This is a genomic window from Streptomyces sp. NPDC002324 (assembly GCF_053593335.1).
Genome location: NZ_JBSFCF010000022.1, coordinates 56,978 through 80,592 on the forward strand (window position 1 = coordinate 56,978; position 23,615 = coordinate 80,592).

14 protein-coding genes are annotated in these 23,615 nt (G+C 71.5%); 7 read left to right on the forward strand and 7 right to left on the reverse strand.

From position 1 onward, the window contains the following. Positions 1–102: 102 nt before the first annotated feature. The 5 genes from ACWCRJ_RS26360 to ACWCRJ_RS26380 form a co-directional block, all read right to left on the reverse strand. Positions 103–8,580, reverse strand: a complete 8,478-nt coding sequence (locus ACWCRJ_RS26360; RefSeq protein ID WP_450941616.1) for a type I polyketide synthase — start codon at positions 8,578–8,580, stop codon at positions 103–105. Between the two features lie 295 nt (positions 8,581–8,875). Then, positions 8,876–9,454, reverse strand: a complete 579-nt coding sequence (locus ACWCRJ_RS26365; RefSeq protein ID WP_450941617.1) for a hypothetical protein — start codon at positions 9,452–9,454, stop codon at positions 8,876–8,878. Between the two features lie 271 nt (positions 9,455–9,725). Beyond that, on the reverse strand, positions 9,726–10,847 hold the full coding sequence (locus ACWCRJ_RS26370) for a lipid II:glycine glycyltransferase FemX (RefSeq protein ID WP_450941618.1): 1,122 nt from the start codon (positions 10,845–10,847) through the stop codon (positions 9,726–9,728). Between the two features lie 399 nt (positions 10,848–11,246). Further along, a complete protein-coding gene (locus ACWCRJ_RS26375; RefSeq protein ID WP_450941619.1) occupies positions 11,247–12,551 on the reverse strand; it encodes an MFS transporter in 1,305 nt (434 codons plus the stop codon). Between the two features lie 116 nt (positions 12,552–12,667). Continuing rightward, entirely contained in the window at positions 12,668–13,612 is a 945-nt protein-coding gene (locus ACWCRJ_RS26380; RefSeq protein WP_450941620.1) for a LysR family transcriptional regulator, read from the reverse strand. 133 nt (positions 13,613–13,745) lie between these two features. Here ACWCRJ_RS26380 and ACWCRJ_RS26385 point away from each other — a divergent pair, with 133 nt between their 5' ends. The 7 genes from ACWCRJ_RS26385 to ACWCRJ_RS26415 all read left to right on the forward strand — a co-directional run bounded on the left by ACWCRJ_RS26385 (position 13,746) and on the right by ACWCRJ_RS26415 (position 20,742). Further along, positions 13,746–14,723: a fumarylacetoacetate hydrolase family protein gene (locus ACWCRJ_RS26385; protein WP_450941621.1), complete on the forward strand. Its 978-nt coding sequence runs from the start codon at positions 13,746–13,748 to the stop codon at positions 14,721–14,723. After that, positions 14,720–15,697 carry a cyclase family protein gene (locus tag ACWCRJ_RS26390; protein ID WP_450941622.1) on the forward strand — a complete coding sequence of 326 codons (978 nt, stop codon included), beginning with the start codon at positions 14,720–14,722 and terminating at the stop codon, positions 15,695–15,697. Before ACWCRJ_RS26385 ends, ACWCRJ_RS26390 begins: the two co-directional genes overlap by 4 nt. 104 nt (positions 15,698–15,801) lie before the next feature. Continuing rightward, positions 15,802–16,950, forward strand: coding sequence for an FAD-dependent oxidoreductase (locus tag ACWCRJ_RS26395; RefSeq protein WP_450941623.1), 1,149 nt, complete (start codon positions 15,802–15,804; stop codon positions 16,948–16,950). Beyond that, entirely contained in the window at positions 16,947–17,969 is a 1,023-nt protein-coding gene (locus ACWCRJ_RS26400) for an amidohydrolase family protein (RefSeq protein WP_450941624.1), read from the forward strand. The genes ACWCRJ_RS26395 and ACWCRJ_RS26400 overlap by 4 nt, the downstream gene beginning before the upstream one ends. A gap of 11 nt (positions 17,970–17,980) precedes the next feature. Beyond that, a complete protein-coding gene (locus tag ACWCRJ_RS26405; protein WP_450941625.1) occupies positions 17,981–18,943 on the forward strand; it encodes a VOC family protein in 963 nt (320 codons plus the stop codon). A gap of 84 nt (positions 18,944–19,027) precedes the next feature. After that, the gene (locus ACWCRJ_RS26410; protein WP_450941626.1) at positions 19,028–19,993 is read left to right on the forward strand and encodes a fumarylacetoacetate hydrolase family protein; all 966 of its coding nucleotides are present in this window, start codon (positions 19,028–19,030) and stop codon (positions 19,991–19,993) included. Continuing rightward, complete coding sequence (locus tag ACWCRJ_RS26415; RefSeq protein ID WP_450941627.1) at positions 19,990–20,742, forward strand: SDR family NAD(P)-dependent oxidoreductase; 753 nt, start codon at positions 19,990–19,992, stop codon at positions 20,740–20,742. Before ACWCRJ_RS26410 ends, ACWCRJ_RS26415 begins: the two co-directional genes overlap by 4 nt. A gap of 70 nt (positions 20,743–20,812) precedes the next feature. Here the strand turns inward: ACWCRJ_RS26415 and ACWCRJ_RS26420 are convergent, their stop codons facing one another. After that, complete coding sequence (locus ACWCRJ_RS26420) at positions 20,813–21,829, reverse strand: aminotransferase class I/II-fold pyridoxal phosphate-dependent enzyme (RefSeq protein ID WP_450941628.1); 1,017 nt, start codon at positions 21,827–21,829, stop codon at positions 20,813–20,815. Beyond that, positions 21,826–23,166, reverse strand: a complete 1,341-nt coding sequence (locus ACWCRJ_RS26425) for a radical SAM protein (protein WP_450941629.1) — start codon at positions 23,164–23,166, stop codon at positions 21,826–21,828. Before ACWCRJ_RS26425 ends, ACWCRJ_RS26420 begins: the two co-directional genes overlap by 4 nt. Positions 23,167–23,615 lie beyond the last annotated feature (449 nt).

The following is a 23,615-nucleotide window of genomic DNA, read 5'->3' on the forward strand; positions in this document are numbered from 1 at the left end:
CACGCCATGGCTGGACGGTGGGGGGCGGTGCCCGGCGGACAGAGCGGCCGCCGACACCGCCTTCCCGGCTGGTGCCATGCCGATTGCAGGGGGCCTGACGTGTCACCCCTCCTGCTGCTTCGTTCGCGCGTCGATCCATGTCCGGATCGCGGACGTGGTCGTCTGCGCGTCCTCACGCATCATCGTCAGATGGTCGCCGGGGACGACCACGACGTCGTGGGCCGACGGCCACGACGTCCGCCAGTCGTCCTGGTCCGCGGCCGCCATCGCGGTGGTGGGCCGCAGCGCGCGGACGAGGAGTGTGGGCGTGGTCAGCGGCTCGGGGTCCCAGCCGAGGAAGATCCGGTTGTAGGCGCCCACGGCGGCCAGGGCGGTGTCGTCGTCGCCGGGGACGACGGGCCGCCCGATGGCCTGCGGAGGTGGGGCGGCCAGCGACAGCAGCCACTCCTTGCCGCTGTTGTCCGGGGTGATGTGGTAGGTGTCCAGCAGCACCAGACCGGCCGCCGCCCGGCCCATGCCCTCCAGCCGGTGGGCGATCACGTGCGCCACGTTGCCACCCGCCGAGCGCCCCACGATCACGAAGGGACCGGCCCCGACGTGCCGTAGCACGCTCTCGGCCAGCGCGCGGGCCAGCGCGGCACGGTCCTCCGGTACGGCGGCACCGGCGCCGATTCCGGGGTGCGGGAACTCCAGGACGTCCAGGGCATCCGGGCCCTCCTGGAAGGCCCGGTGGAAGCGAGGGAAGTCTCCGCCGTCCGACGCGACCGAGGGGTGGTAGGCCGGGATGTAGACGAGGGTCGGCCTGCCGGAGCCGGGGCGGCCGTGGGAACGGCGGATCGGGGGCAGTGCGTGCTCGCTGCCTCGGGCGGCTGTGAAGGTGGGCAGCGCCCAGGACGCGGTGACGAGCAGGTGCATCGCCGCCACCGGTTGTCCCGCGGCGCTGACCGTCCGGAACAGCGAGGAGAGGGTGTACGCGGGCCGTTCGGTCCCTGTGCGCCCCGGGGCGGCCCGGTCGGGGTCCGTCCCCGGCGTCCCAGGAGTCTCAAGGGCTGCCGGTTCGCCGGTCGGGCGCAGAGTGGCCGGTTCGGCGCTCGTGGCCGGGGTGGCCCGTTCGGTGCTCGTGCCGTCGCCGCTCGTGCCCGGGGTGGCCGCTTCGGTGCTCGTGCCGTCGGCGCTCGTGTCCGAGGTGGCGGATTCGCTGTACAGCAGATCGAGGAGATGGCGTGCCAGGTCCTCGGTCGTGCGGTACTCGAAGACCACGGCCGCCGACAGCTGGAGTTCGAGCGCCAGGCTCAGCCGGTTGCGGATCTGCACGGCGGTGAGGGAGTCGAAACCCAGCTCTGTGAGGGTCCGGCCGGCCGGGAGCGCGTCGGCGTGGGGGTATCCGAGTACGGCGGCCACGGCAGCGCGCAGCAGTCGTACGAGCGCCGCCTCGCGCTCCCCCGTCGGCAGTCGATCCAGCGGCTTCCTCCAGGCCCCCGGTTCCGGCGTCTCCTCCGAGCCGGCAAGCGAGCCGGACGGCGTCGCGGCGGTCGGCCGACCGTGGCGCACGAGTCCGCTGAGCGGCGGAGGCAGGTGTCGCGCGCCGGAACGGAGCGCGTCCCGGTCGAGCAGCATCGGCGCCAGTACCGGCTCCGTCGAGCGCAGCGCGGCGTCGAACAGGGCCAGGCCCTGCTGTGTGGTCAGCGGCACGAACACGTCGGCCGGCATCGCGGGGCGTGCGCCCCGTGGGGGTCCGCCCGCCGCCATGCCGTCGGCGTGCTCCCACGGGCCCCACCCCAGCGAGAGCGCCGGCAGCCCGTCGGCCGTGCGACGGCGGGCGAGGGCGTCGAGGAACGCGTTCGCGGCCGCGTAGTTGCCCTGGCCCGCCCGGCCCAGCAGGCCGGAGACGGAGGAGAACAGGACGAACGCCGAGAGGGGCATGTCCCGGGTCAGTTCGTGCAGATGCCAGGCCGCGTCGGCCTTGGGCCGCAGCACGGCCGCCATCCGCTCGGGGGTCAGCGAGTCCAGCACACCGTCGTCGAGGATCCCGGCGGCGTGCACGACGGCGGTCAGCGGCGGATCACAGTGCTTGATCACCTCGGCCAGCGCGTCCCGGTCGGCCGCGTCGCAGGCGACCACGGTCACGCGTGCCCCCAGCTCCTCCAGTTCGCGTCGTAGTTCATCGGCTCCCGGCGCCCGGGGCCCTCGGCGGCCGGTCAGCAGGAGGTGTCGTACGCCGTGTTCGGTGAGCAGATGACGGGCGAGTTCCGCGCCCAGCGCACCGGTGCCGCCGGTGATCAGCACCGTGCCGTCGGCGCCGAAGTCAGGTATCTCGGCCTTCGGAGCGGCCGCGACATCATGGGCCGGAACCAGTCGCGGAACCGACACCCGGCCGTCCCGCACACGCAGTTGCGGCTCGCCGCTCGCGACCGCCGCGGCCAGAACCCGCAGCGACTCGGGGCGTTCGTCGACATCCACCACGACCACACGGCCGGGCAGCTCCGACTGCGCCGCACGCACCAGTCCCCAGACCGCCGCGCCCGCCAGATCCGGCATCGGCGCGGTGGCATCCCTGGTCACCACGACCAGTCGTGAGCCCGCCGAGTCCGGATCGTCCTGCCAGGACTGAAGCGTGTGGAGCACCCTGCTGGTCAGCTCGTGCACGGTGGCCGAGGGATCGGGGTCGGCCGTACGGTCGAGCGCTGTGATCGCCGTGATCGCCGTAAAGGCTGTGGCAGGTGTACGCGCTCTGCCCTGCGGGGCGGCGGTCTCCCGACTCGGGGCGGCAGGCAGGAATGCGGTGAGGTTCAGGGGGTCCGGCCCTGTCACCCTCCACGTTTGCCCATCGGTGTCCGTGTCAGTGTCTGTGTCCGTGTCCGTGTCTGTGTCGCCGGGGCGTTCGAGAGCGACCCAGTCCGGGCGCAGCAGAGCCCTTCGGGTGAGGTCGTCCGTCATGTCCGCCTGATGGGCCGGGAGTTCCCTGGTGGCGAGGGAGTCCACATGTGCCACGAGTCGGCCGGCCGGGTCAGTGAGGGTGAGCGAGACCGTGTGTGTTCCTGTCTTCCGCACCCGGACCCGCACGTCCGTCGCCCCGATGGCGTGGAGGCTCACTCCGCTCCAGGCGAACGGCACCCGGACCGTGCTCGTGTCGGTGGGCGCGGCGAGCAGCGGTGCGTGCGACGCCGCGTCGAGCAGTGCCGGGTGGAGCCCGAAGAGGCCCGCTTCCGAGGCATGCGACACCGGTAGCCGGACCTCCGCGAAGACGTCGTCGTCGCGCCGCCAGAGGGCACCGACCCCACGGAAGGCGGGACCGTAGGCGAGCCCGGCGTCGGCGAGGGCGGCATACGCTCCGGTGAGATCCAGCGCCTCGGCATCTTGCGGCGGCCATGGGGTGAGCTCGTCCCGCACGGCCCCGACCCGCCCCAGCCGCCCGGAGACGTGCCTCACCCAAGGGGCGTCCTCGGCGGACCGCTCCGGTCGGGAGTAGATGTCGACCGGCCGTCGGCCCGCGTCGTCCGGCGCACCGACCACGACCTGGACGCGCGCCCCCGCAGACTCGGGCAGGGCGAGCGGTGACAGCATCACGAGGTCCTCGACCGCACCGCAGCCCGTCTCGTCACCCGCCCGTACGGCCATCTCCACGAAGACCGTCGCCGGCACGAGCACCCTGCCGGCGATCACATGGTCCGCGAGCCACGGGTGGGTCGCGAGGGACAACAGCCCGCTCAGCACGGTCCGTTCGGTGTCCGGTACGGGGAAAGCCGGCCCCAGGAGTGTCTGGGGGTCGGCCTCCGTCGGATGCGGCGCGTCCAGCCAGTACCGCTGCCGTTGGAAGGCGTACGTCGGCAGGTCGACGCGTCGTGCGCCGGAGCCGGCGTACACCACCGCCCAGTCGACCGGGGCGCCGGTGACATGCAGTCGGGCAATGGCGGAGAGGAGGGTCTCCGGTTCGTGTTCCCCGTCACGGGTCGCCACGGCGAGGACGGTGCCGGAGGTGGAGATGGAGGTGGGGTCAGCGGTGGCGGTGGCGGTGGCGGTGGCGGTGGCGGTGGCGGTGGCGGTGGCGGTGGCGGTGGCGGTGGCGGACGAGTCGGCCAGAGCATCGGCTGTCGCCGCGATGAGGATCGGCCCCGGACCGAGTTCCAGGTAGGCGGAGATTCCGTCGTCCGCGAGTCGGCGCACGGCGTCGGCGAAGCGCACGGGCTGCCGGGCGTGCCGTGCCCAGTACTCGGGCGAGCACAGGTCAGCGCCCTCGGCGAGCCGTCCCGTCACCGTGGAGACGATCGGGATGCGCGGCTGGTGGAAAGTCAACTGCCGTGCCACGTGCAGGAATTCGTCGAGCATGGGTTCCACCAGGGGTGAGTGGAAGGCGTGACTCACACGTAGCCGTACGGCTCTGCGTCCGCGCGCCTCGAAGCCGGCCACGACGGCGAGCACGGCATCCTCCGCGCCCGAGATCACCACCGAACGTGGCCCGTTGACGGCCGCGATCGCCGCCGAGGGCGGCTCATGGGCGGAGGCGATCGCCGCGCGTGCCCCGGAAGTGGACAGGGCCGCGAGGGCCTCCTCCTCGGTCGCGTCCAGAGCCACCATCGCGCCGCCCTCGGGCAACGCCTGCATCAGCCGGCCGCGAGCGGCGACGAGGGTCGCCGCGTCGGCCAGATCGAGGACGCCGGCGACGTGCGCGGCCGCCAGCTCGCCGACGGAGTGGCCCACGAGGCGGTCGGCTCGAACGCCCCACGACTCCAGCAGCCGGAACAGTGCCACTTCGAAGGCGAACAGTCCGGCTTGTGCGAAGTCCGTGCGGTCCATCAGAGCCGCCGACGCTGAGCCGGGCTCGGCGGACAGCACCGTGCTGAGCGGCTGCGGGAGACGGTCGTCCAGATGCCGGCAGACCTCGTCGAAAGCCTCGGCGAAGACGGGGAAGGCGGCACGCAGTTCCATGCCCATGCCCGGGCGCTGGGCGCCCTGTCCGGTGAACAGGAAGGCCGTACGCGTCTGCGAGTCCGCCACCCCTCGCACGACCCCCGGCGCACCCCGGCCCTCCGCGAGGGCGTGCAGCGCGTCCGCGATCCGGGCCGGATCACCGGTCGGCACGGCCGCCCGGTGCGCGAGGGCCCCCCGACCGACCGCCAGCGAATAGCCGATGTCGCCGTGCGACAGGCCCCGCCGGGCCGCCACGTGGGCCGCGAGCCGTCGGGCCTGGGCACGCAGGGCGGTGCCGTCGGCGGCGGAGAGCAGCCACGGAACCGGCGGCGCGACAGCCGTCTCCCGGTGCGTCGCCGTGTCGCTCTCCGGCGCCTCCTCCAAGATCACGTGCGCGTTGGTCCCGCCGATCCCGAAGGCCGAGACCCCCGCGCGCCTCGGCCGGTCCGAGGCCGGCCAGGGCCGGGCGGCGGTCAGCAACCGCACTCGGCCCGAGGACCAGTCGACGTGCGGTGTGGGCGAGTCGGCGTGCAGGGTTCTCGGCAGGTCCCCGTGCCGCATGGCCTGCACCATCTTGATGACGCCGGCGACTCCGGCTGCCGCCTGGGTGTGCCCGAGGTTGGACTTGAGCGAGCCCAGCCACAGGGGCTGCTCGCGGTCCTGTCCGTACGTGGCCAGGAGTGCCTGCGCCTCGATGGGGTCGCCCAGCCTGGTGCCGGTGCCGTGGGCCTCCACCGCGTCCACGTCGGCGGCGCGCAGCCCCGCGTCCGTCAGCGCGCGCGTGATCAGACGTCGCTGTGCGGGGCCGTGGGGCGCGGTGAGCCCGTTGGAGGGGCCGTCGGAGTTGACGGCGGAGCCCCGGAGCACGGCCAGGACCGGATGGCCGTGGCGGCGTGCGTCGGACAACCGCTCCAGGAGGACGAGGCCCACGCCCTCGCCCCAGGCCGTCCCGTCGGCCTGCGCCGCGAACGACTTGCAACGCCCCTCCGGGGACAGCCCGCGCTGCCGGCTGAAGGCGAGGAACGGCTTGGGCGTCGACATCACCGTGACCCCGCCGGCCAGCGCCAGCGAGCACTCGCCCGAGCGCAGCGCCCTCGCCGCCCAGTGCAGTGCCACCAGTGAGGACGAGCAGGCGGTGTCGATGGTGATCGCGGGCCCGCGCAGACCGTAGGTGTACGAGATCCGGCCGGAGGCCACGCTGCCCGTCGAGCCCAGGCCCAGGTGCGCCTCCAGCTCGTGGTGGCGGGTGAAGCGGCCGGCGTAGTCGCCGTGCATCACACCGACGAACACCCCCGTCTCGCTCTCCCGCAGCGACGCAGGATCGATACCGGCCCGCTCCCACACCTCCCAGGAGGTCTCCAGGAGCAGCCGCTGCTGCGGGTCCATCGCGAGCGCCTCGCGGGGCGCGATCCCGAACAGCCCGGCATCGAACTCGGCGGCGTGGTGCAGGAATCCGCCGTGTCGCGTGTACGTCGTTCCGATCCGGTCGGGATCGGGGTCGTACAGGGCGTCGAGGTCCCAGCCCCGGTCGGCGGGGAACCCCGAGATGGCGTCGTCGCCCCGCGCCACCAAGTCCCAGAGGTCGTCAGGGGAGGTGACGTCGCCGGGATAGCGACAGCCCATGGCGACGATCACGACGGGATCGTCCTCGGACGACCGGTCCTGTGCGGCGTCCGGCAGGGGGTGGCTCCCGGGCTCGTCCCCGAACAGCGCGTCGCGCAGATACCGTGCCACGTCGGTCGGCGTCGGGCGGTCGAAGACCAGCGTCGTCGGCAGGCTGAGCCCGGTGAGGGCGTCCAGCCGGTCCAGCAGTTCGACCGCGCCGGCGGACGTCATACCCAGATCGGCGAACGGGCGGTCCGCAGCGGACGGATCGTCCGGCGTGTGCCGGCAGATCTCGGCGGTCTCGGTGAGCACCGCCGCACGGAGCGCGCGCTCCTGGGCCTCGCGTGGGAGAGGACTCAGTCGCTCGCGCAGGGCGGCGCGCGTGCGGCGGGCGGCACGAGCGGCTTGGGCACCGTGGGCGGCATGCGTGCCCTCGGCCTCGACCGCGAAGTCCGCGATCGAGGTTGCCGGAGTCGCCGACGGCGGGGCGGTGGCGGCCAGTTCGCGCAGGTCGTGCAGGTCGCGCAGCCGGTGCCGGGCGATCTTCCCGGAGGCGGTGCGCGGGACGGCGGGGATCTCGCGGATGCTGGTCGGCACTTTGTAGTCGGCGAGCAGGGTCCGGCATTCGGCGAGCACCCGCCGTGTGTCGACCCCGTCCGGGCCCGGTACGACGAAGGCGACCGGCACCTCGCCGAGCACCTCGTGCGGCACACCCACGGCCACGGCGTCCAAGACGCCGGGACACCGCAGGAGCGCCTGCTCGATCTCCGTCGGGTGGATGTTCTCTCCGCCACGGATGATCAGCTCGCTGACCCTGCCGGTGAGCCTGAGGTGGCCGTGCTCGACACGGCGGCCGAGGTCGCCGCTGCGGTACCAGCCGTCCCTCAGCGCGGCGGCAGTCGCCTCGGGCTGCCCGTGGTACCCGGCCATCAGACTCGGCCCCCGTACCCAGACCTCTCCCTCGGCCCCGTCCGGAACATCCGCACCGCTGCCCGGGTCGACGACACGCACGTCCATGCCCGGTACGGGCGGCCCGCAGGAACCCTCGACCCTGGGCCCTTCCGGACGGTTCACCGCGATCATGCCGCAGGTCTCGGTACTGCCGTAGGCGTCGAGCAGCGGCGCGCCCAGCGTCTCCTCCACGGCCGCGCGCAGTGCGGGACCGCTCGGCGCGCCGGCCACGACACACATCCGTAGCGCGTGCGGGACCTCACCGACGGAGTCGACGAGCCGGTGATACGTCGCCGGTACGCCGGCCAGCATGGTGATGGGCCCGCCGAGCTCCTCGCGCGCCGTGAGCAGTTCCTGCCGCAGACCGCCCGGCGCCGACAGCTCACCGGCGATCCGGGCGGTCGCACCCACGGCCGTCACACCCAGGATCGCCAGCGAGTGACCGAAGCTGTGGAACAGCGGCAACGGCCAGAGCAGCCGGTCGTCAGGGGAGAGACCGAAGATCGGGGCATAGCAGGCAGCCACGGACCACAACGCCGCCCGCTGCGTCGACAGCACGCCCTTGGGCCGGTGCGTGGTGCCGGAGGTGTAGAGCATCCAGGCCGGATCGTCGAGGCCGAGCAGGTCGATCTCCGCGTCCTCGCCGCTCTCGCCGCTCTCGGCGGCGTCGCGGAAAAGCGGTACGCCGCCCGGAGTCGGGCCCGGGCCCGACTCCGTGATCAGGACGCCCAGCCGGTCGTACGGCGGCCCCAGGCGCGCCAGTTGTGCGAGGTGCGCGACGTCCGTGATGACGAAGGCGGCGCCACTGTCCTGGAGGAAGTGGGCCAGCTCGGCGTCGGAGGAGCGCGGGTTGAGCAGGACACCGACCATCCCGGCGCGCAGGACGGCGAGGCAACTCTCCACCGTCTCCACCCGGTTGCCGAGACAGATGGCGACGCGGTCGCCGAGGCGCAGACCCGCCCGGTTGAGGTGCCCGGCCAGCGAACGGATACGCCGCTCCAGCTCGGCATAGGTGACGCTGCGCGACGGGTCGGAGTACGCGACCCGCTCCCCCGCCGACTCCGCGTGCTCCCTCAGCAACTCCGGCAACGCCCGGATCAGCCCGTCACGCCCCACGCCCCCGCCTCCCCAAATCCCTCGTGTCTCAACAAGGTTGAGCCTACGTGGGTCGACAGCAGTGTGAGCCTCCGCCCTGAGTCCCTCGGCCTCACCGACCCCTCTTCGCGTTCGGCCCCGGCGGTGCGGGCGATCAGGCTGTAACGGATCAGGTCGTTGTCACCGGGACATCGCGATGGCGCGTATCGATCTGTGGTGCCCTGGCGCAGACGCCCCGTGTCCGGATGCGGGGCGTGGTCGGACCGGGTAGGGCTCCTACCTACGGTTTCCCGCGTCCCGGAACTTCATCTCTCGGTCAACGCTCGAAGCCGTCGGCACGGGTCCAGTGGAGGGTGTCGTCCCGGCTGAAGTCGACCGCACGTCCGTCCTTGGAGACGGAGGCCCGTTCCCAGCCGTCGAAGTCCTTCGTGACGTCGATGTCCCACTTGGTCAGGCTGTCGGTACCGACCGCTGCGACGGACTCGTTCGGGGGCTCGCCGTCATTGCAGTACGGCCCGAAGTCCGCGATCGCCGCTACGGTTCCACCGTTCGCCCTCAGCTCGATGCCCTGGCACGCGTCGGTCTCGGTGCGGTGGATGATTACCGGCTCGGTCCAGGCCTTCGCCCGGGGGCTGTAGTGCTGCTCGACGAGCCCCTCGCCCCGGCGGTAGTACATGGCCACCCGGCGACCGTCGTCGAGTTCGACCTCGGCGTTGTACGGACTGCGACCGCCGCCGCTCCACGGGAGGTCGCTCTTGCGCAGCGCGGAGGTGTAGGTGCCGGAATCGTGGGAGTCGCTCGGTGAGGCTTTGCCCGCTGCCGTGTCCGGGTGACCGCATGCCACCACGGCCGTCATCACCCAGACCGAGGCGGCCCCCCATTGCGTCAGCGCCACCGTCCGATCGTCGCGCCCTCCGGCCGTTCGCCTCCGATGTCCCGGCCCCGACCCGGCGCATCTTCCTCACGCGGGCCGCGGCACGCCCCGCCACGCCGCCCGCTCAGACGATGGCCCGCGTCCTGCGCCCGGTGGCCACCAGCAGCCCCGGAAGGGCCGGGCTCCTCAGGACTCGCGCCGCGACCTTCCAGGTGCGCTTCGTTCCGTCGGAGCCGGTCACCTCGTACCTCACTGGCGAGTGCGGCGAGTCTGCCGCGAGGCCGGTGTCGTCTCAGCGGCGGGACATGTAGAGCTCCAGGGCCTTGTGCAGGACCTTGCTGAGGGGGTAGTCCCACTCGCCGAGGTATTCGACGGCCTGGCCGCCGGCGCCGGCTTTGAAGCGGAGCAGCCCCAGGAGATGGTTGTCCTCTTCCAGGGTGTCGGTGATGCCGCGGAAGTCGTAGACACTGGCTCCCAGTGCGTGAGCGTCGGTCATCATCCGCCACTGGATGGCGTTGTTCGGCTGGACCTCCCGCTTACGGTTGGTGGAGGCACCGTAGGAGTACCAGACGTGCTCGCCGACGGTCAGCATCGTGGCGGCCGCGAGCACCTCGCCGTCGTGATGGGCGAGGTAGAGGCGCATCCGGTTGTCGTCCTCGGCCCGCAGCGCGGTCCACATCCGCTGGAAGTAGGCCAGGGGGCGCGGGATGAACCGGTCCCGCTCAGCGGTCTCGACGTAGATGTCGTAGAAGGCAGGCAGGTCCTCGTAGCCACCTTGGACGACCTTGACACCGGCCTTCTCCGCCTTCTTGATGTTGCGCCGCCACTGCTGATTGAAGCCTCGCTGGATCTCCTCCAGTGACCGCCCGGCGAAGGGGACCTGGAACACATAGCGCGGCTGACCCGCGGCGAAGCCGTCCTCGCCACCGGGCTCGGTCTGCTGCCAGCCCATACGGCGCAGCCGCTCGGCGATGCCGAAGGCACCCTCCTCCTGGACGGTGGCCTCGACGTCCCGCAGCTGCCGGGCCTGCGGGTCGGCGATCGCGGCCTTGACCGCGTCGGCGCTCCAGCGGCGGGCGACGACGGGCGGCCCCATCTTCACCGAGAACGCGCCCTGCTTCTTCAAGTACGCGAGCATCGGAGCGAGCCACCGCTCCAGATCTGCCGCAGCCCAGTCGATGACCGGCCCCTCGGGCAGATAGGCGAGGTACCGCCTCAGTTTCGGCAACGGCCGCAGCAGCACCAGCCCTGCCCCGACGAGACGGCCGTCCTCGTCGAACCAGCCCAGGCTCTCCGCCCGCCAGTCCGGCTTCACATCACCCCACGAGGGAACCTGCATGTGACTCACCGAAGGCCGGGCCATGACGAAGGCCAGATGCTCCTCGCGGGTGATCGCCTTCAGGCGATGGCTCATGCGCAGTGCTCCTTTGTTCGGCGCACCAGCCTACTGAGGCATCGTCATGTCCCGGCCCTTCATACGCATGGTGTCGTCGCATACGCGGCAGAAGCGGACTGCTCTGGAAGAACATCGATCCTGGGCGGCGGCGGTGCGTGCGGATGCGCTTCCCCTTCATGTCGCCGACGATCGCCCATTTCTCGGGCGTGATTCGGAAGCGATTCGGGAGTGAGTCGGAAGTGAATCGAGTACATAGGGCGTTGGCATGTCGCTGAGCCACATGATCCTCTCGTCCGGTCACTCGATCGAGCTCACCGACGACGAGGACGGTCGCCCCAGGAAGGTGGAATCCGGTGTGCGGAACGCCTCGGCTACCGGACAGCGCCACCTCGACTCGCCCGACGCGGGCGGCCCGTCCTACTGGGGCGACGGTGCGACGGCCGCGGCCCTGCGCCGGGCCGTCAGGAAGAGGCCTGCCGCCACGACGGCCGAGGCGAGGCCGAGCAGGCCCACGGCGGCGGCCAGGGTGCCGAGGGCGGACTCGGCCGCGATCAGCACCAGGGGGCAGATGAACTGGCCGATGAAAAAGGACGCGGTCCACAGGCCGGTGCCCCGGCCGCGGTCGGCGAAGTCCAGCTTGGACATGGCGATGGTGAGCAGGGAGGGCAGCAGGAGACCGGTGCCGAGGCAGTTGAGTACGGCGCCGACGATCAGCATCGGCGCGCTGTCCGCGAGCCACATCACCGCGAACCCGGCCGCGCACAGGGCGAGGACGAGTGGCAGCCGGGGCCCCGGGGCTCCGCGCAGCTTCGCGAAGGTGATCGCGCCGGCCACGGTGGCGGCGCTGGCGATGGCTGTGGCCAGCCCGATCACGCTGGTCGCCGTCACGTCGAGGTCGTCCAGCAGGTAGGACATCTCCACCGGGACGGTGTAGAAGACGAGGGCCCCGAACACGGTGAGCCCGCAGATCCCGGCCAACTGCCGGAAGGGGAACGGACGCTTCGGGGCGACCCCGGTGCCAGTGCTCTCCTCGGCCACGGCCACGGCGCCGGTGGCCGCGGTCGGCTTCGGCAGCCCGATGGCCATGAGCGGGGCGATGAGCAGACTGACGGCGTAGATCCAGAACGGGGTCCGCCAGCCGGCCGACCCGGCGGCACCGCCGATGACGAAGAAGGCGGTCGCGGAGGCGGAGGCGCACATGGTCTGGAGGGCGAGGTAGCGGTCCCGTGCCCGACCGCTGTAGTAGTCACCGATCAGCGTGGTGCAGCAGGTCATGATGGCGGCCTCGGCGATACCGACCAGGGCGCGGCTGGCCACGATGGCGCCCAGCGACTCCAGCCACAGCGGGGCGGTGCCGAAGATCGCGTACAGCACGGTCGCGGCGATCAGCAGACGCTTGCGGCCGAGCCGGTCGACGATGACGCCCGCGAAGGGTGCCAACAGGCCCAGCGCCAGGGCCGGGACGGTGAGGGCCATCGGGACCAGGGCGCCCGCGCCGGCCACGCCGGCGAAGTGGTCCTGCATCTTGGGCAGCACGGGGGCGATCAGGACGGCCCCGAGGATCGGTAGACAGCTGCCGGCCATGAGGAGGGATACGCGCAGTCGGTGCGCGGCACCGGACGTCGGAAGGGCCGCACCGGGCGGCGGCGGCACTGGTTCCGCGTACGCGGGCGTGGACGATGCCGAGGGCGATGGCGATGGCGATGGCGCGGAAGGGGGCATGCGGGAACTCCGTGTGGCGAGGGGAGGGGTGGGCACGCCGCCGGGGAACAGACATCCCGGGAAGCGGAGCGTGCGGAGGAACTGCGGTCGACTATGAGTGAGGGACCCCGCCCTGCCTAGCCTCTGTCCGATCGATCTACCGGATCACGGTCATCCTTGCCGTGGATGGTCTCCGCGACCCGTGCCGCCGTCTCCCGCAGCCACATGTGCGCCGCGTCGTGCGTGTGGACCGGGTGCCACCACAGGGCTTCCCGGAGGGGGACGGCGTCGTAGGGCGGTTCCACGACCCGTACCGGGACGAGTCCGTCGAGCCGGTCGGCGAGACGCCCCTGGATGAGTGCCACCCGGCGCGTCCCGGCGACCAGAAGCGGCATCAGCTGGAAGCTGTCGACGGAGACTTCGACGCACGGCTCGATGCCGAGCATGCCGATCTGGCGGGCGGCGGGTGCGTCGTACGTGCGCTGGTACGTCACCCACGGCAGCCGGGCCAGGTCGTCGAGGGTGAGGTGCTCGCCGACCTCGGGATTGTCGTCGGCGACGAGGTAGACCCAGCGATCGCGGTAGAGCTCCACGGTGGGGAAGTCGCTGATGATGCCGTGCGGCAACAGCAGACCGTCGGCGGTGCTGAGCAGCGTGGTGATGTTCTCCGTGATGTCCGGCGGGGCCTGCTTGAACCGGAGCCGAATGCCTGGCGCCTCGGCGTGCACCGTACGGGCGAGTTCGGCGCCGAAGACGGCCACCGCATAGTCGGAAGCGATCAGCGTGAACTCGTGCTCCTCGTGGGCGGGGTCGAACTCGGCCTGGCTGGTGAAGACACGTTCGAGCAGGTCGCAGGCGGTGGCGGTGCGGTCGAGGAGGGCCAGGCCGAGAGCGGTCAGTTCGTAGCGTCCGCCGACCCGGGAGAGCAGGTCGTCGTCGAAGTGACGGCGCAGCCGTGCCAGGGCGGCGCTCATCGCGGGCTGACTGAGGCCGATGCGTTTGCCGGCTCTGGTGACGTTGCGCTCCTCCAGGAGAGCGCGCAGGGCGACGACGAGGTTCAGGTCAAGGCTGGCCAGGTTCACGAGATGCCCCCGTGCGGAGTGGAGAACTGAGACGAGGTATTCGCCACCTGGATGTGGATCATCCGAGGAATCGATTTCCCCGATCGCAACTTACGCGCCAGATTGGTGGCACCGCAATCGGGAGGACATCTCCGTGAAACCCCCAGCCACGTCGGCGCCCCTCTTCACCGGCCCCTTCGCCCTCGGCACCTTCTCCGCCCCGGGCCGGAGCCCGTCCGCGGGGCTGGTGCTCCCGGACGGCAGGGTGCTGGACCTGCGCATGACCGTCCTCGCGCTCCTGGAGCGCTGGGACGAGGAACTGCCGCGCCTGCACGGCCTCGCGGGCGATCCGGCCGGTGACTGGCTGTCTTTGGACGACCTGAACGTGCACGCGCCCGTCGCGCCCCGGCAGATCTTCCAGTCCGGCGCCAACTACCGCCAACACGTCATCGACCTGGAGGTCGCGCACCGCGCACCCGACGACCCGCGCACCGTCGAGGAGGCCCGCGCGGAGATCGCGGCGATCATGGACCGACGGGCCGCCGAGGACCTCCCGTACGTCTTCATCGGACTGCCGACGACGATCACCGGCCCGTACGACGACGTCGTACTGCCCTCCTGGGCCGGGAGGCCCGACTGGGAGTTGGAGCTGGCCGCGGTGATCTCCCGCCCCACACACCGGGTCACGGTGGAGGAGGCGCTGGAACACGTCGCGGGTTACACCATCGCCAACGACCTCACCGACCGGTCCACCGTCTTCCGCCGGGACATGCCCGCCATCGGCACCGACTGGCTGCGCTGCAAGAACGCGCCCGGCTTCACCCCGCTCGGCCCCTGGATCGTCCCGGCCGGGTCCGTCGCCGACCCGTCCGACCTGCGCGTCACCCTGAAACTCAACGGCGAGACCATGCAGGACGAATCCACCAAGGACATGATCTTCGGCGTGGCGCGGATGGTCTCCTACATCTCCGAGACCGCCCAACTCCTGCCCGGTGACCTGGTGTTGACCGGCAGCCCCGCCGGAAACGGCATGCATTGGGGCCGCCTGCTGCGCGACGGCGATGTAATGGACGGCTCTGTCACGGGGCTCGGCGCCCAGCGCACCCGCTGTGTCGCGCGGGAGGCATCGTGATCGACCACACGACTGTGCCTGACGCGAAGGACGCCGAGAGCGCGATCGCCGAGGCCGCCAAGGCGTACTCCAACTGGGGCCGTTGGGGTGAGGACGACGTCCTCGGCACGCTCAACTTCCTGGACGCCGAGAAACGCCGCGAGGGCGCTGCGCTCGTCCGCGACGGTGTCAGCTTCTCTCTCTCCCAGCGGTTCGACATGGACGGCCCGCAAAGGGGCTGGCGACGGCGTACGAATCCGGTGCACACCATGCTCGACACGGGCACCGACGCCGCCCTGGGCAACCAGGGCTTCCCGCACGGCATCGGCGGTGCCGACGACGTGATCGCGATGCCCCTGCAGTGCTCCACGCAGTGGGACGGCCTCGGCCACATCTTCGACCATGGCAAGGCGTGGAACGGTCGGGCCGCCGAGAAGGTCGTCACCTCCGACGGCGATCTCGTCACCGGCATCGAGCACATGGCGCCGTACGTGGCCGGGCGGGGCGTCCTCCTCGATGTGGGCCTGGTCATCGGCGAGGACGGCGAACTGCCCGACGGCTTCGCCATCACCGAGGAGCACCTGGTCGCCACCGCCGGGGCGCACGGTGTCACCGTCGGCCGCGGCGATCTCGTCCTCGTCCGCACCGGACGGCTGGCCCGCGCCAGGCGCGAGGGCTGGGGCGAGTACGCGGGCGGCGCCTCGCCCGGGCTGAGCTTCACCACCGCGGGCTGGCTGCACCGCGGCGAGATCGCCGGGATCGCCACCGACACCTGGGGCTTCGAGGTCCGGCCCAACGAGTTCGACCACGCCTTCCAGCCGCTGCACCAGGTCGCCATCCCCAACATGGGCCTGCTCATCGGTGAGATGTGGGACCTCGACGCCCTCGCCGACCACTGCGCGGCCGACGGACGGTACGAGTTCTGGCTCACCGCCGCGCCGCTGCCCATCACCGGAGCCGTCGGCTCCCCCGTGAACCCGATCGCCGTCAAGTGACACCCCGTACCGGCCGAGTGGGCCGCCCCGACAGCCACACCCGTCCGGCCCGTACCACCGCCCCTGCCGCTCGAAGCCGCGCGGCACCACCGCAGGGAGATCTCATGACCGACCCCCGCCCCCGCACCGTCCTCGTCATCGGCGGCGGCGCCTCCGGCAACGCCGTGACCGTGCTGTTGCGGCGAGCGGGCATCGCCGTGGACCTGATCGAGGCCGAGCCCGACTGGAACGTCCTCGGCTCCGGCATCACCCTCCAGGGCAACGCGCTGCGCGTGCTGCGCGAGCTGAGCGTGTGGGACAAGGTCCGGGAGAGCGGCTACGCCTTCGACTCGGTGGGCCTGGCCGCGCCCGACGGCCACGTGTTCCACGTCCAGCGGGACCTCCGTACCGGCGGGGAGGACCTGCCCGCGACCATCGGCATGCAGCGGCCCCGGCTCCAGGAGATCCTGTGCGAGGCGGTCCGGGCCAGTGGTGCGACGGTCCGCCTCGGTACCACCGCCGACGAGCTGGTCCAGGACGACAGGGGCGTCACCGCGCGCTTCAGCGACGGCAGCGAGGGCCGCTACGACCTCGTCGTCGCGGCCGACGGTCTCAACTCCCTGACCCGCGCGATGATCGGCATCGGCGAGAAGCCCGAGCCGACCGGCATGGCCATCTGGCGCGTCGCGGCGCCCCGCCCAACGAGCGTGGAGCGCACGGACCTGGCCTTCGGCGGGCCCTGCTACATCGCCGGCTACTGCCCCACCAGCGAGAACACCATCTACGCCTACCTCGTCGAGGCCAACCGCGACCGCGCCTGCCTCGACCCGGCCTCGTACGCGGACGAGATGCGGCGCCTGGCAGCCCCGTACGGCGGCGTCTGGTCCGAGATCGCCGGCAGCATCACCGATGCTGCCGAGGTCAACTACACCTGGTTCGACCGGCTGCTCGTCGAGGGTTCCTGGCACCGCGGCCGGGTCGTGCTGGTCGGCGACGCCGCCCACGCCTGCCCGCCCACCCTCGCGCAGGGCGCGGCCATGTCACTGGAGGACGCCTCGGTGCTGGCCGAGCTGCTGAGCGCGCAGGAGTCGTGGGATTCCCTCGACTCCCTCGACGAGCTGCTGACCCGCTACCACCAGCGCCGCATCGACCGTGTCCGCATGGTCGTCGAGGCCTCGGTGCAGCTGGGCCAGTGGCAGCTGGACGGCGTCCGTGACGCCGACGTCCCCGGCCTGATCGGCCGCACGATGTCCGCCCTGAAGGAGGCCCCGTGACCCCGGACTCCCCGGACACCACAGCAACCCCCACCATCGACGTCCACGCGCACCTCCTGCTTCCGCAGGTCGAGGAGGCCGTCGCCGGTAACCCCGGGCTGGCCGCCGCCCGCAGACTCGACGCCCGCCGCAACGGCCCCGAGGCGCTCGCCGTCAACGGCCGCATGGTCCGCGACCGCATCCCTCGACTGACCGACGTCGAGGCCCGGCTCACCGCCATGGACGCCTCCGGCATCGACGTCCAACTGGTCTCGCCCTCCCCGTCGCACTACCACTACTGGGCCGACGAGAACCTCGCCCGCACGGTGTGGGAGCTGGCCAACGCCGGGACCGCCGCGCACGTCGCCCAGGCCCCCGACCGGCTTCACGGACTGGGCCTCGTCCCGCTCCAGCACCCCGACCTCGCGGTCGAGGCCCTCGACCACGCCCTCGGCCTGGGCCTGCGCGGAGTGGAGATCTCCAGCCACGCGCCGGGGCGCGAGCTTTCGGACCCGGCGTACGACACGTTCTGGGCGCACGCCGAGACGTCCGGAGCGGTGCTCTTCCTGCACCCCTTCGGCTGCACGCTCGACGAGCGCCTGGACCGCTGGTATCTGTCCAACACGGTCGGCCAGCCCACCGAGAACGCCGTCGCGCTCTCCCACCTGATCTTCTCCGGCGTGCTGGACCGCCACCCCGGCCTGAAGGTGATCGCCGCGCACGGCGGCGGCTACCTGCCCACCCACATCGGCCGCTCCGACCACGCCTGGCGGGCCAGAGCGGACACGCGGGGCTGCGCGTCCGAGCCGAGCAGCTACCTCAAACGGCTGTACTTCGACTCGCTCGTCCACGACCCGCACGTCCTGCGCGAACTGATCCGCGTGGCCGGCCCCGGCCGGGTCCTGCTCGGCTCGGACTTCCCCTTCGACATGGGCACCGAGGACCCCGTCGGCGCGCTGCGCGCCGCCATGGACCTGCCCGACTCCCACTTCCACGCCGTACGCGGCGGCAACGCGGCAGCGCTGCTGCACCTCTCCTGAGGAGCCCCGACATGACCGACGCCCTCCCCGACCGTCTGCCCAACCGCCTGCTCACCCACCTGCGGCACGTCGATCTCGCCGTGCCCGACTACGACAAGCAGCTCGACTTCTACGCCGGAGTCTGGGGACTGACGACGATCGCCGAAGACTCCGGCATCTCCTTCCTGGCGGCAGAGGGTTCACCGGAGCAGTACGTCGTACGACTCCGCAAGGCGGAAGAGAAGCGGCTCGACCTCGTGTCCTACGGCGCCGCGTCGGCCGCCGACGTGGACACGCTCGCCGAGCGACTCCTCGCGCATGGCGTGCGGTTGATCTCGCGGCCGGGCAAGGTCGACACCCCCGGCGGAGGTTACGGCTTCCGCTTCTTCGACGGCGACGGCCGGACCGTCGAGGTCTCGGCGGAAGTCGAGGCCCGTCGGCACCGGCGTATCGAGGAGAAGGAGGCCATCCCGGTCCGTCTGTCCCACGTCGTCCTCAACTCCCCCGACCTCGACGCCACGCGCGCCTGGTACGAGCGCCACCTCGGATTCCGGCTGTCCGACACGCTCAGCTCCCCGCACATGGGCGAGGTCATGCACTTCATGCGGATCAGCAACCAGCACCACTCGATGGCCCTCGCCAAGGGCCCGCACACCTCCCTGCACCACGTCTCGTTCGAGATGCGCGGCCTGGACGAGTACATGCGCGGCTCGGGGCGCGTGATGCGCTCCGGCGCCCGCAAGGTATGGGGGCCGGGCCGGCACATGGCGGGCGACAACACCTTCACGTACTTCCTCGACCCGCACGGCAACACCGTGGAGTACACAACGGAGTTGGAGGAGCTCGACGAGGACACCTGGCATCCGCACGTCTACGACTTCTCCCGGCCCGAGGTCACCGACCAGTGGGGCACGGCGAACCCGATGAACGAGCTGGTCGCCAAGGAGTCCTTCAACGACGTCGATCCCGGCCTCTTCGTCGCCCCGCCGCTCTGATCCCTCGGCTTCGAAGCAGTCGGAACGGTCCGTGCCCCGGCCCCCAGCCCGCTGGTCACCCTTACACCACACCCCAGGATCGCCATGCGCTTCGCCACGTACGAACACCACGGCCGCCGCAGCGTCGCCACCGTGGATGACGACGGCACCCTCCACCCCCTCCCCGGCCACGCCTCGCTGCTGGACCTGCTCCGGGCGGGCCCCACGGCGCTGCGCGAGGCGGGCGAGGCCACGCAGGCCGTGCCGGGCGGCCCGCACGCCTCGCAGGTGCGACTGCTGCCGCCTCTCCAGCCGCCGTCCGTACGGGACTTCGTCACCTTCGAGGAGCACGTCGAAGGCGTACGGCGCAGCATCGACCGCACGACCGGAGTCCCCGACGCCTGGTACGACGCGCCCACCTTCTACTTCACCAATCCGTACGCCGTCATCGGCGCCCACGACGACGTACCCGTGCCGCCCGGTTCCTCGGTCCTGGACTTCGAACTCGAAGTCGCCGCCGTCATCGGCCGCGAGGGCCGCGACCTCACACCCGAGCAGGCCCGGGACCACATCATCGGCTACACGGTCTTCAACGACTGGTCCGCCCGTGACCTCCAGTCCGCCGAGATGAGGGTGGGGTTGGGCCCCTGCAAGGGCAAGGACACCGCCACCACCCTCGGCCCCCACCTCGTCACCGCCGACGAGCTGGAGCCGTGGCGGGACTCCGACGGCTTCCTGCGGCTGGCGCTGACCGCCTCGGTGAACGGCGAGGTTGTGGGCGAGGACCTGCTGTCCAACATGAGCTGGACCTTCGAGGAGATGGTGGCCTACGCCTCGCGCGGCACGTACGTCCGTCCCGGCGATGTGCTCGGCTCCGGCACCTGCGGCAACGGCGGTTGCCTGGCCGAGCTGTGGGGCGTACGCGGACGCCAGGACCCGCCACCGCTGAAGCCCGGCGACACCGTCACCCTCACCGTCGAGGGCATCGGCACCGTGTCCAACACCGTCGTGCCCGGCGCCGGACCGGTACCGGTCCACCGGGCCCGCAAGCGCACGCGGCTGCGCCCGTGAACCGCGGGGCCGCGAACAGCTTGGACGGCAAGGTCGTGGTGGTCACCGGGGCCGCGCGCGGGCAGGGCGCGGCCGAGGCCGAGGCGCTGACCCGGGCGGGGGCGGTGGTGGTCGCCACCGATGTGACGCGAGCTCCGGGTTGTCTGCGCCTGGACGTCACCGAGCCGAAGGAATGGGCGGCGCTCGCCGAAGTGCTGCGTCGCCGGTACGGCGAGGTCCACGGCCTGGTCAACAACGCGGGCATCACCTGGCGCGCGCGGTTGCAGGAGGTCACGCCCGAGGATTTCGCTCGCGTCCAGGCGGTCAACGTCACCGGCCCGCTGCTTGGCATCCAGCACCTGGCGCCGTTGATGCCACCTGGCTCGTCGATCGTCAACGTCGGCTCCTCCGCCGGGCTGACCGGGCACTATCCGGTCGCGTACACGGCCAGCAAGTGGGCGCTGCGCGGCCTGTCGAAGGCGGCCTGTGTCGAGCTGGGCCCGCGGGGCATCCGCGTGAACACCGTCCACCCCGGCTTCATCGAGACCGAGATGACCGCCTCCGCCGCGCCCGCCTTCCGCGAGGCGAACCTCCTCGAGACACCGCTGGCCCGCACCGGCACCGTCGACGAGATCACCCCGCTGGTCGTCTTCCTCCTCTCCGACGACGCCTCCTTCATCACCGGGGCCGAGATCCCCGTCGACGGCGGCTTCACCGCACACGGCGGCGCCAAGTCCATCTCCGACGCCCTGCGGTCGGCCTCCGACTGACCTCCGCGCAAAGGACCCGTACGTGCACGGGGTCAGTCAGGTCCTCCAGTGGTCTCGGCGTGCGGTGGTTTCAGCGTGCCGACGTCGGCGTCGGGCCGAAGGCGTCGGCGAGGCTGGTCAGGATGGAGCCGGGCCAGTTGTTCGCTCCGAACACGCTGGCCGGCGCGGCGAGTACGCCCCACTCGCGCTGAAGCGTCTCCGCCGGGATGTCGACCGGGAAGAAGTAGTTGCCGGGGGAGGTACGGCTCGCGGTGGGGATCGCCCCGAGTACTTCGTCCGGCAGCTGTTCGAACAGCCGCTCGGCTCGTGCGGCCAGTTCGTCGACGACCTGCCGGGGTACGTCGCTGTGCTCGGTCAGCAAGCGGTCGGCGAGTCTCAGCTGTGCCGCTGTCGGCGGATCCGCCCGGAACGCTTCGGCCCATTCGGCCTGCTCCGGACCCAGCAGGACCACGCCGAACGTGCGTGGCCACAGCCATCCCTTGGTGACCGAATGGAGGAGGACCGCGCGACCGGTGTCCAGCAGTCGCCGTGTGCCGGAGGCGAACGGGACCCCAAGGTCGTAGACGCTGTCGATCAGCACGCGGCGGCGAGGTGACTCCCGCAACCACGAGATCACCGCGGCGCATTCGGCATCGGACAGGTATCGGCCGAGCGGCTTGCTGGGGTTGGCGAGCAGCAGGTATTCGGGCCGGTGGTCCGCCGGCGACTGCGGCAGGGCCGGCGCCGGCAGTGTCGGGTAGGACTCGGGCACCAGGCCCGCGGCGTGGGCCAGCCCGAAGTAGACCGGGTACACGTCGCCGGGCAGCCACAACCGCGCTCGCTCGGCGCGCAGTCCGTGGAAGACCGTACCGAGCCCGTGGCGAACCCCTCGGCAGACCATGGCCCGGCCGGACCACTCTTCCGGCAGCTCGAAGCGCCGCAGCCAGGCACGGGCGAGATCGCAACGGTGCACCGTGCGCTCGTCGGCCGGCGGCTCCGGTCGCAGCGGAGCAAGCACCCGGTACACGTTGGTCTCGGCGGCGTCCAGAAGTGACGAGGAAGCGCCGAGTTGCCGCTGCCGGAAGTCCTGGAACTCGTCGAACCTCATGCCGCCGCACCTTCCGGCACGATCTCGCTGGCCCGGTCCTCCAGGGATGCGTAGCAGCGTCCGTCGGCCATGACGTTCCAGCTGCGTGCGATCCCGGTGGTGCGTTCCCAGAGCAGGCTGGGCTCGGTGTAGGCGGCGATCCGCATCGGCCGTCCGTCCCAGCTGCCGTGGTAGACCGGCGCGCCCCAGGGCAGGCGGTCCGCCGGCTCGAAGCCGTGCTGCTCCGCGAACCGGGTGACGACGGACAGCGACACCTGGTGATCTCGGCTCCATACATTGGCGGCACGGTCGTAGTAGAGCGACTCGGTGCTGGTGGATACGTAGAGCTCTTTGAAGCAGACTTCCTCGACGCCGAGACCCACGGCCCACGACAGGTAGTCGGCGACCCCGGCCGCGTCGGCGACGCCGCCGTGCTGGAGCACGCAGATCAGCCTCGTTCGCAGCCCGGGCCATCGGTCACGTTCGGCGCGCCAGGTGTCGATCACCGCGCTCACCGGGGTGCGCAGCATCATCAGCCGCTCGCTGACGGCGTCGTCGTGGTGATGCCGCGAGACCGCCAGCACGCTCAGGCCCGCGCCGCTCAGGGCCGCGAGGCGTCCGGCCCGGTCAGCGTGCTCGCCTTTCGCCAGGGTGTGCGCGTTGGTGATCAGGACGACCTTCGGGAAGGCCGCCGAGCAGGCGGACACCAGTCGTAGCTGCTGTTCGAAGGGTATGAGCGTGGGTTCCCCGCCGCCGGTGATCACCGCACGCTCGGCACCCGCCGCGCGGGCACGCTCCAGCCACTGGGTGACCGCGTCCCACGGCACCCGTGCCGGCGCCTGGTCGCTGGAGATCGAAGCCGCGGAGAAGCAGAACGAACACCGGGCTTGGCAGGCGGAGGCGACCGGCAGGACCGAGACCGAGCGCGGCCGTGTGTCGGCGTAGTGACGCAGTGCCGATCCGTGCAGGTGCAGGGAGGCCGCCATCGCGTCCTCGACGGTCGTAGGCCTCAGAGTGAACTCGTTGCCTGCCTGGTCGAGTTCATGGATTGCTGACAGCCGGATGCGTGCCTCGCGCAGTTCCATGCCGAGGCCGGTCGACACGTTGGGCGCCAGCGTGTCGGGGTCCACCGTGGTTTCCAGCACCAACAGCCGGTCGCCCGGAATGGCCAGACGGTCCAGCAGACGTGTCGCCTTGCCGATGCCGATGCCCAGCTCCGCGCGGGTCAGCAGGTGGAACCGGTCGGGATAGGTACTTTCCGGAATCCCGGCCTTGCTGTACGCATAGGCGTACTTGTCGAAGCCCTTCGCGAAGTTCGACAGCACGATGACGTGGAAGCGCTGGTCACTCTGGTTCATTCCGTCATCATGCATGAACGGCTCCCGGACGACAGGGGCCGAGCCGCAGGCGGGACGGGGACATCGTGTCCGCTCCGCGTCGACTGTCGATGGCACCGCTGGTACCCGTTGGTGCATTCGACGGTGATCCACAGGTCGACGACTTCGGCCACTGCATGCGGCCGTCCCGGGTCAACGCCTGGGCGACGGAACGGGACCGGCACGGCCTGGCCAGGGCTTGTCGGGAAACAAGGTGCTGCTTCCCGACAAGCCTTGGACGCCCCTTTGCGGATGGTGCGGCACGACAGCGAGTGCGCGGGCGCCAGGTCCGCGCTGGTCGGACGCACCCCGCCGCCCTCGGCGTCGGCCCGGGGTGGCTCGGTGAAAACACGTAGATCCCTACGGAACTTCTGGTCGACACCGTGCCCTGAGCCGCCGGCGGGGTCATGATCTCCGTGGCGGAGGAGCTA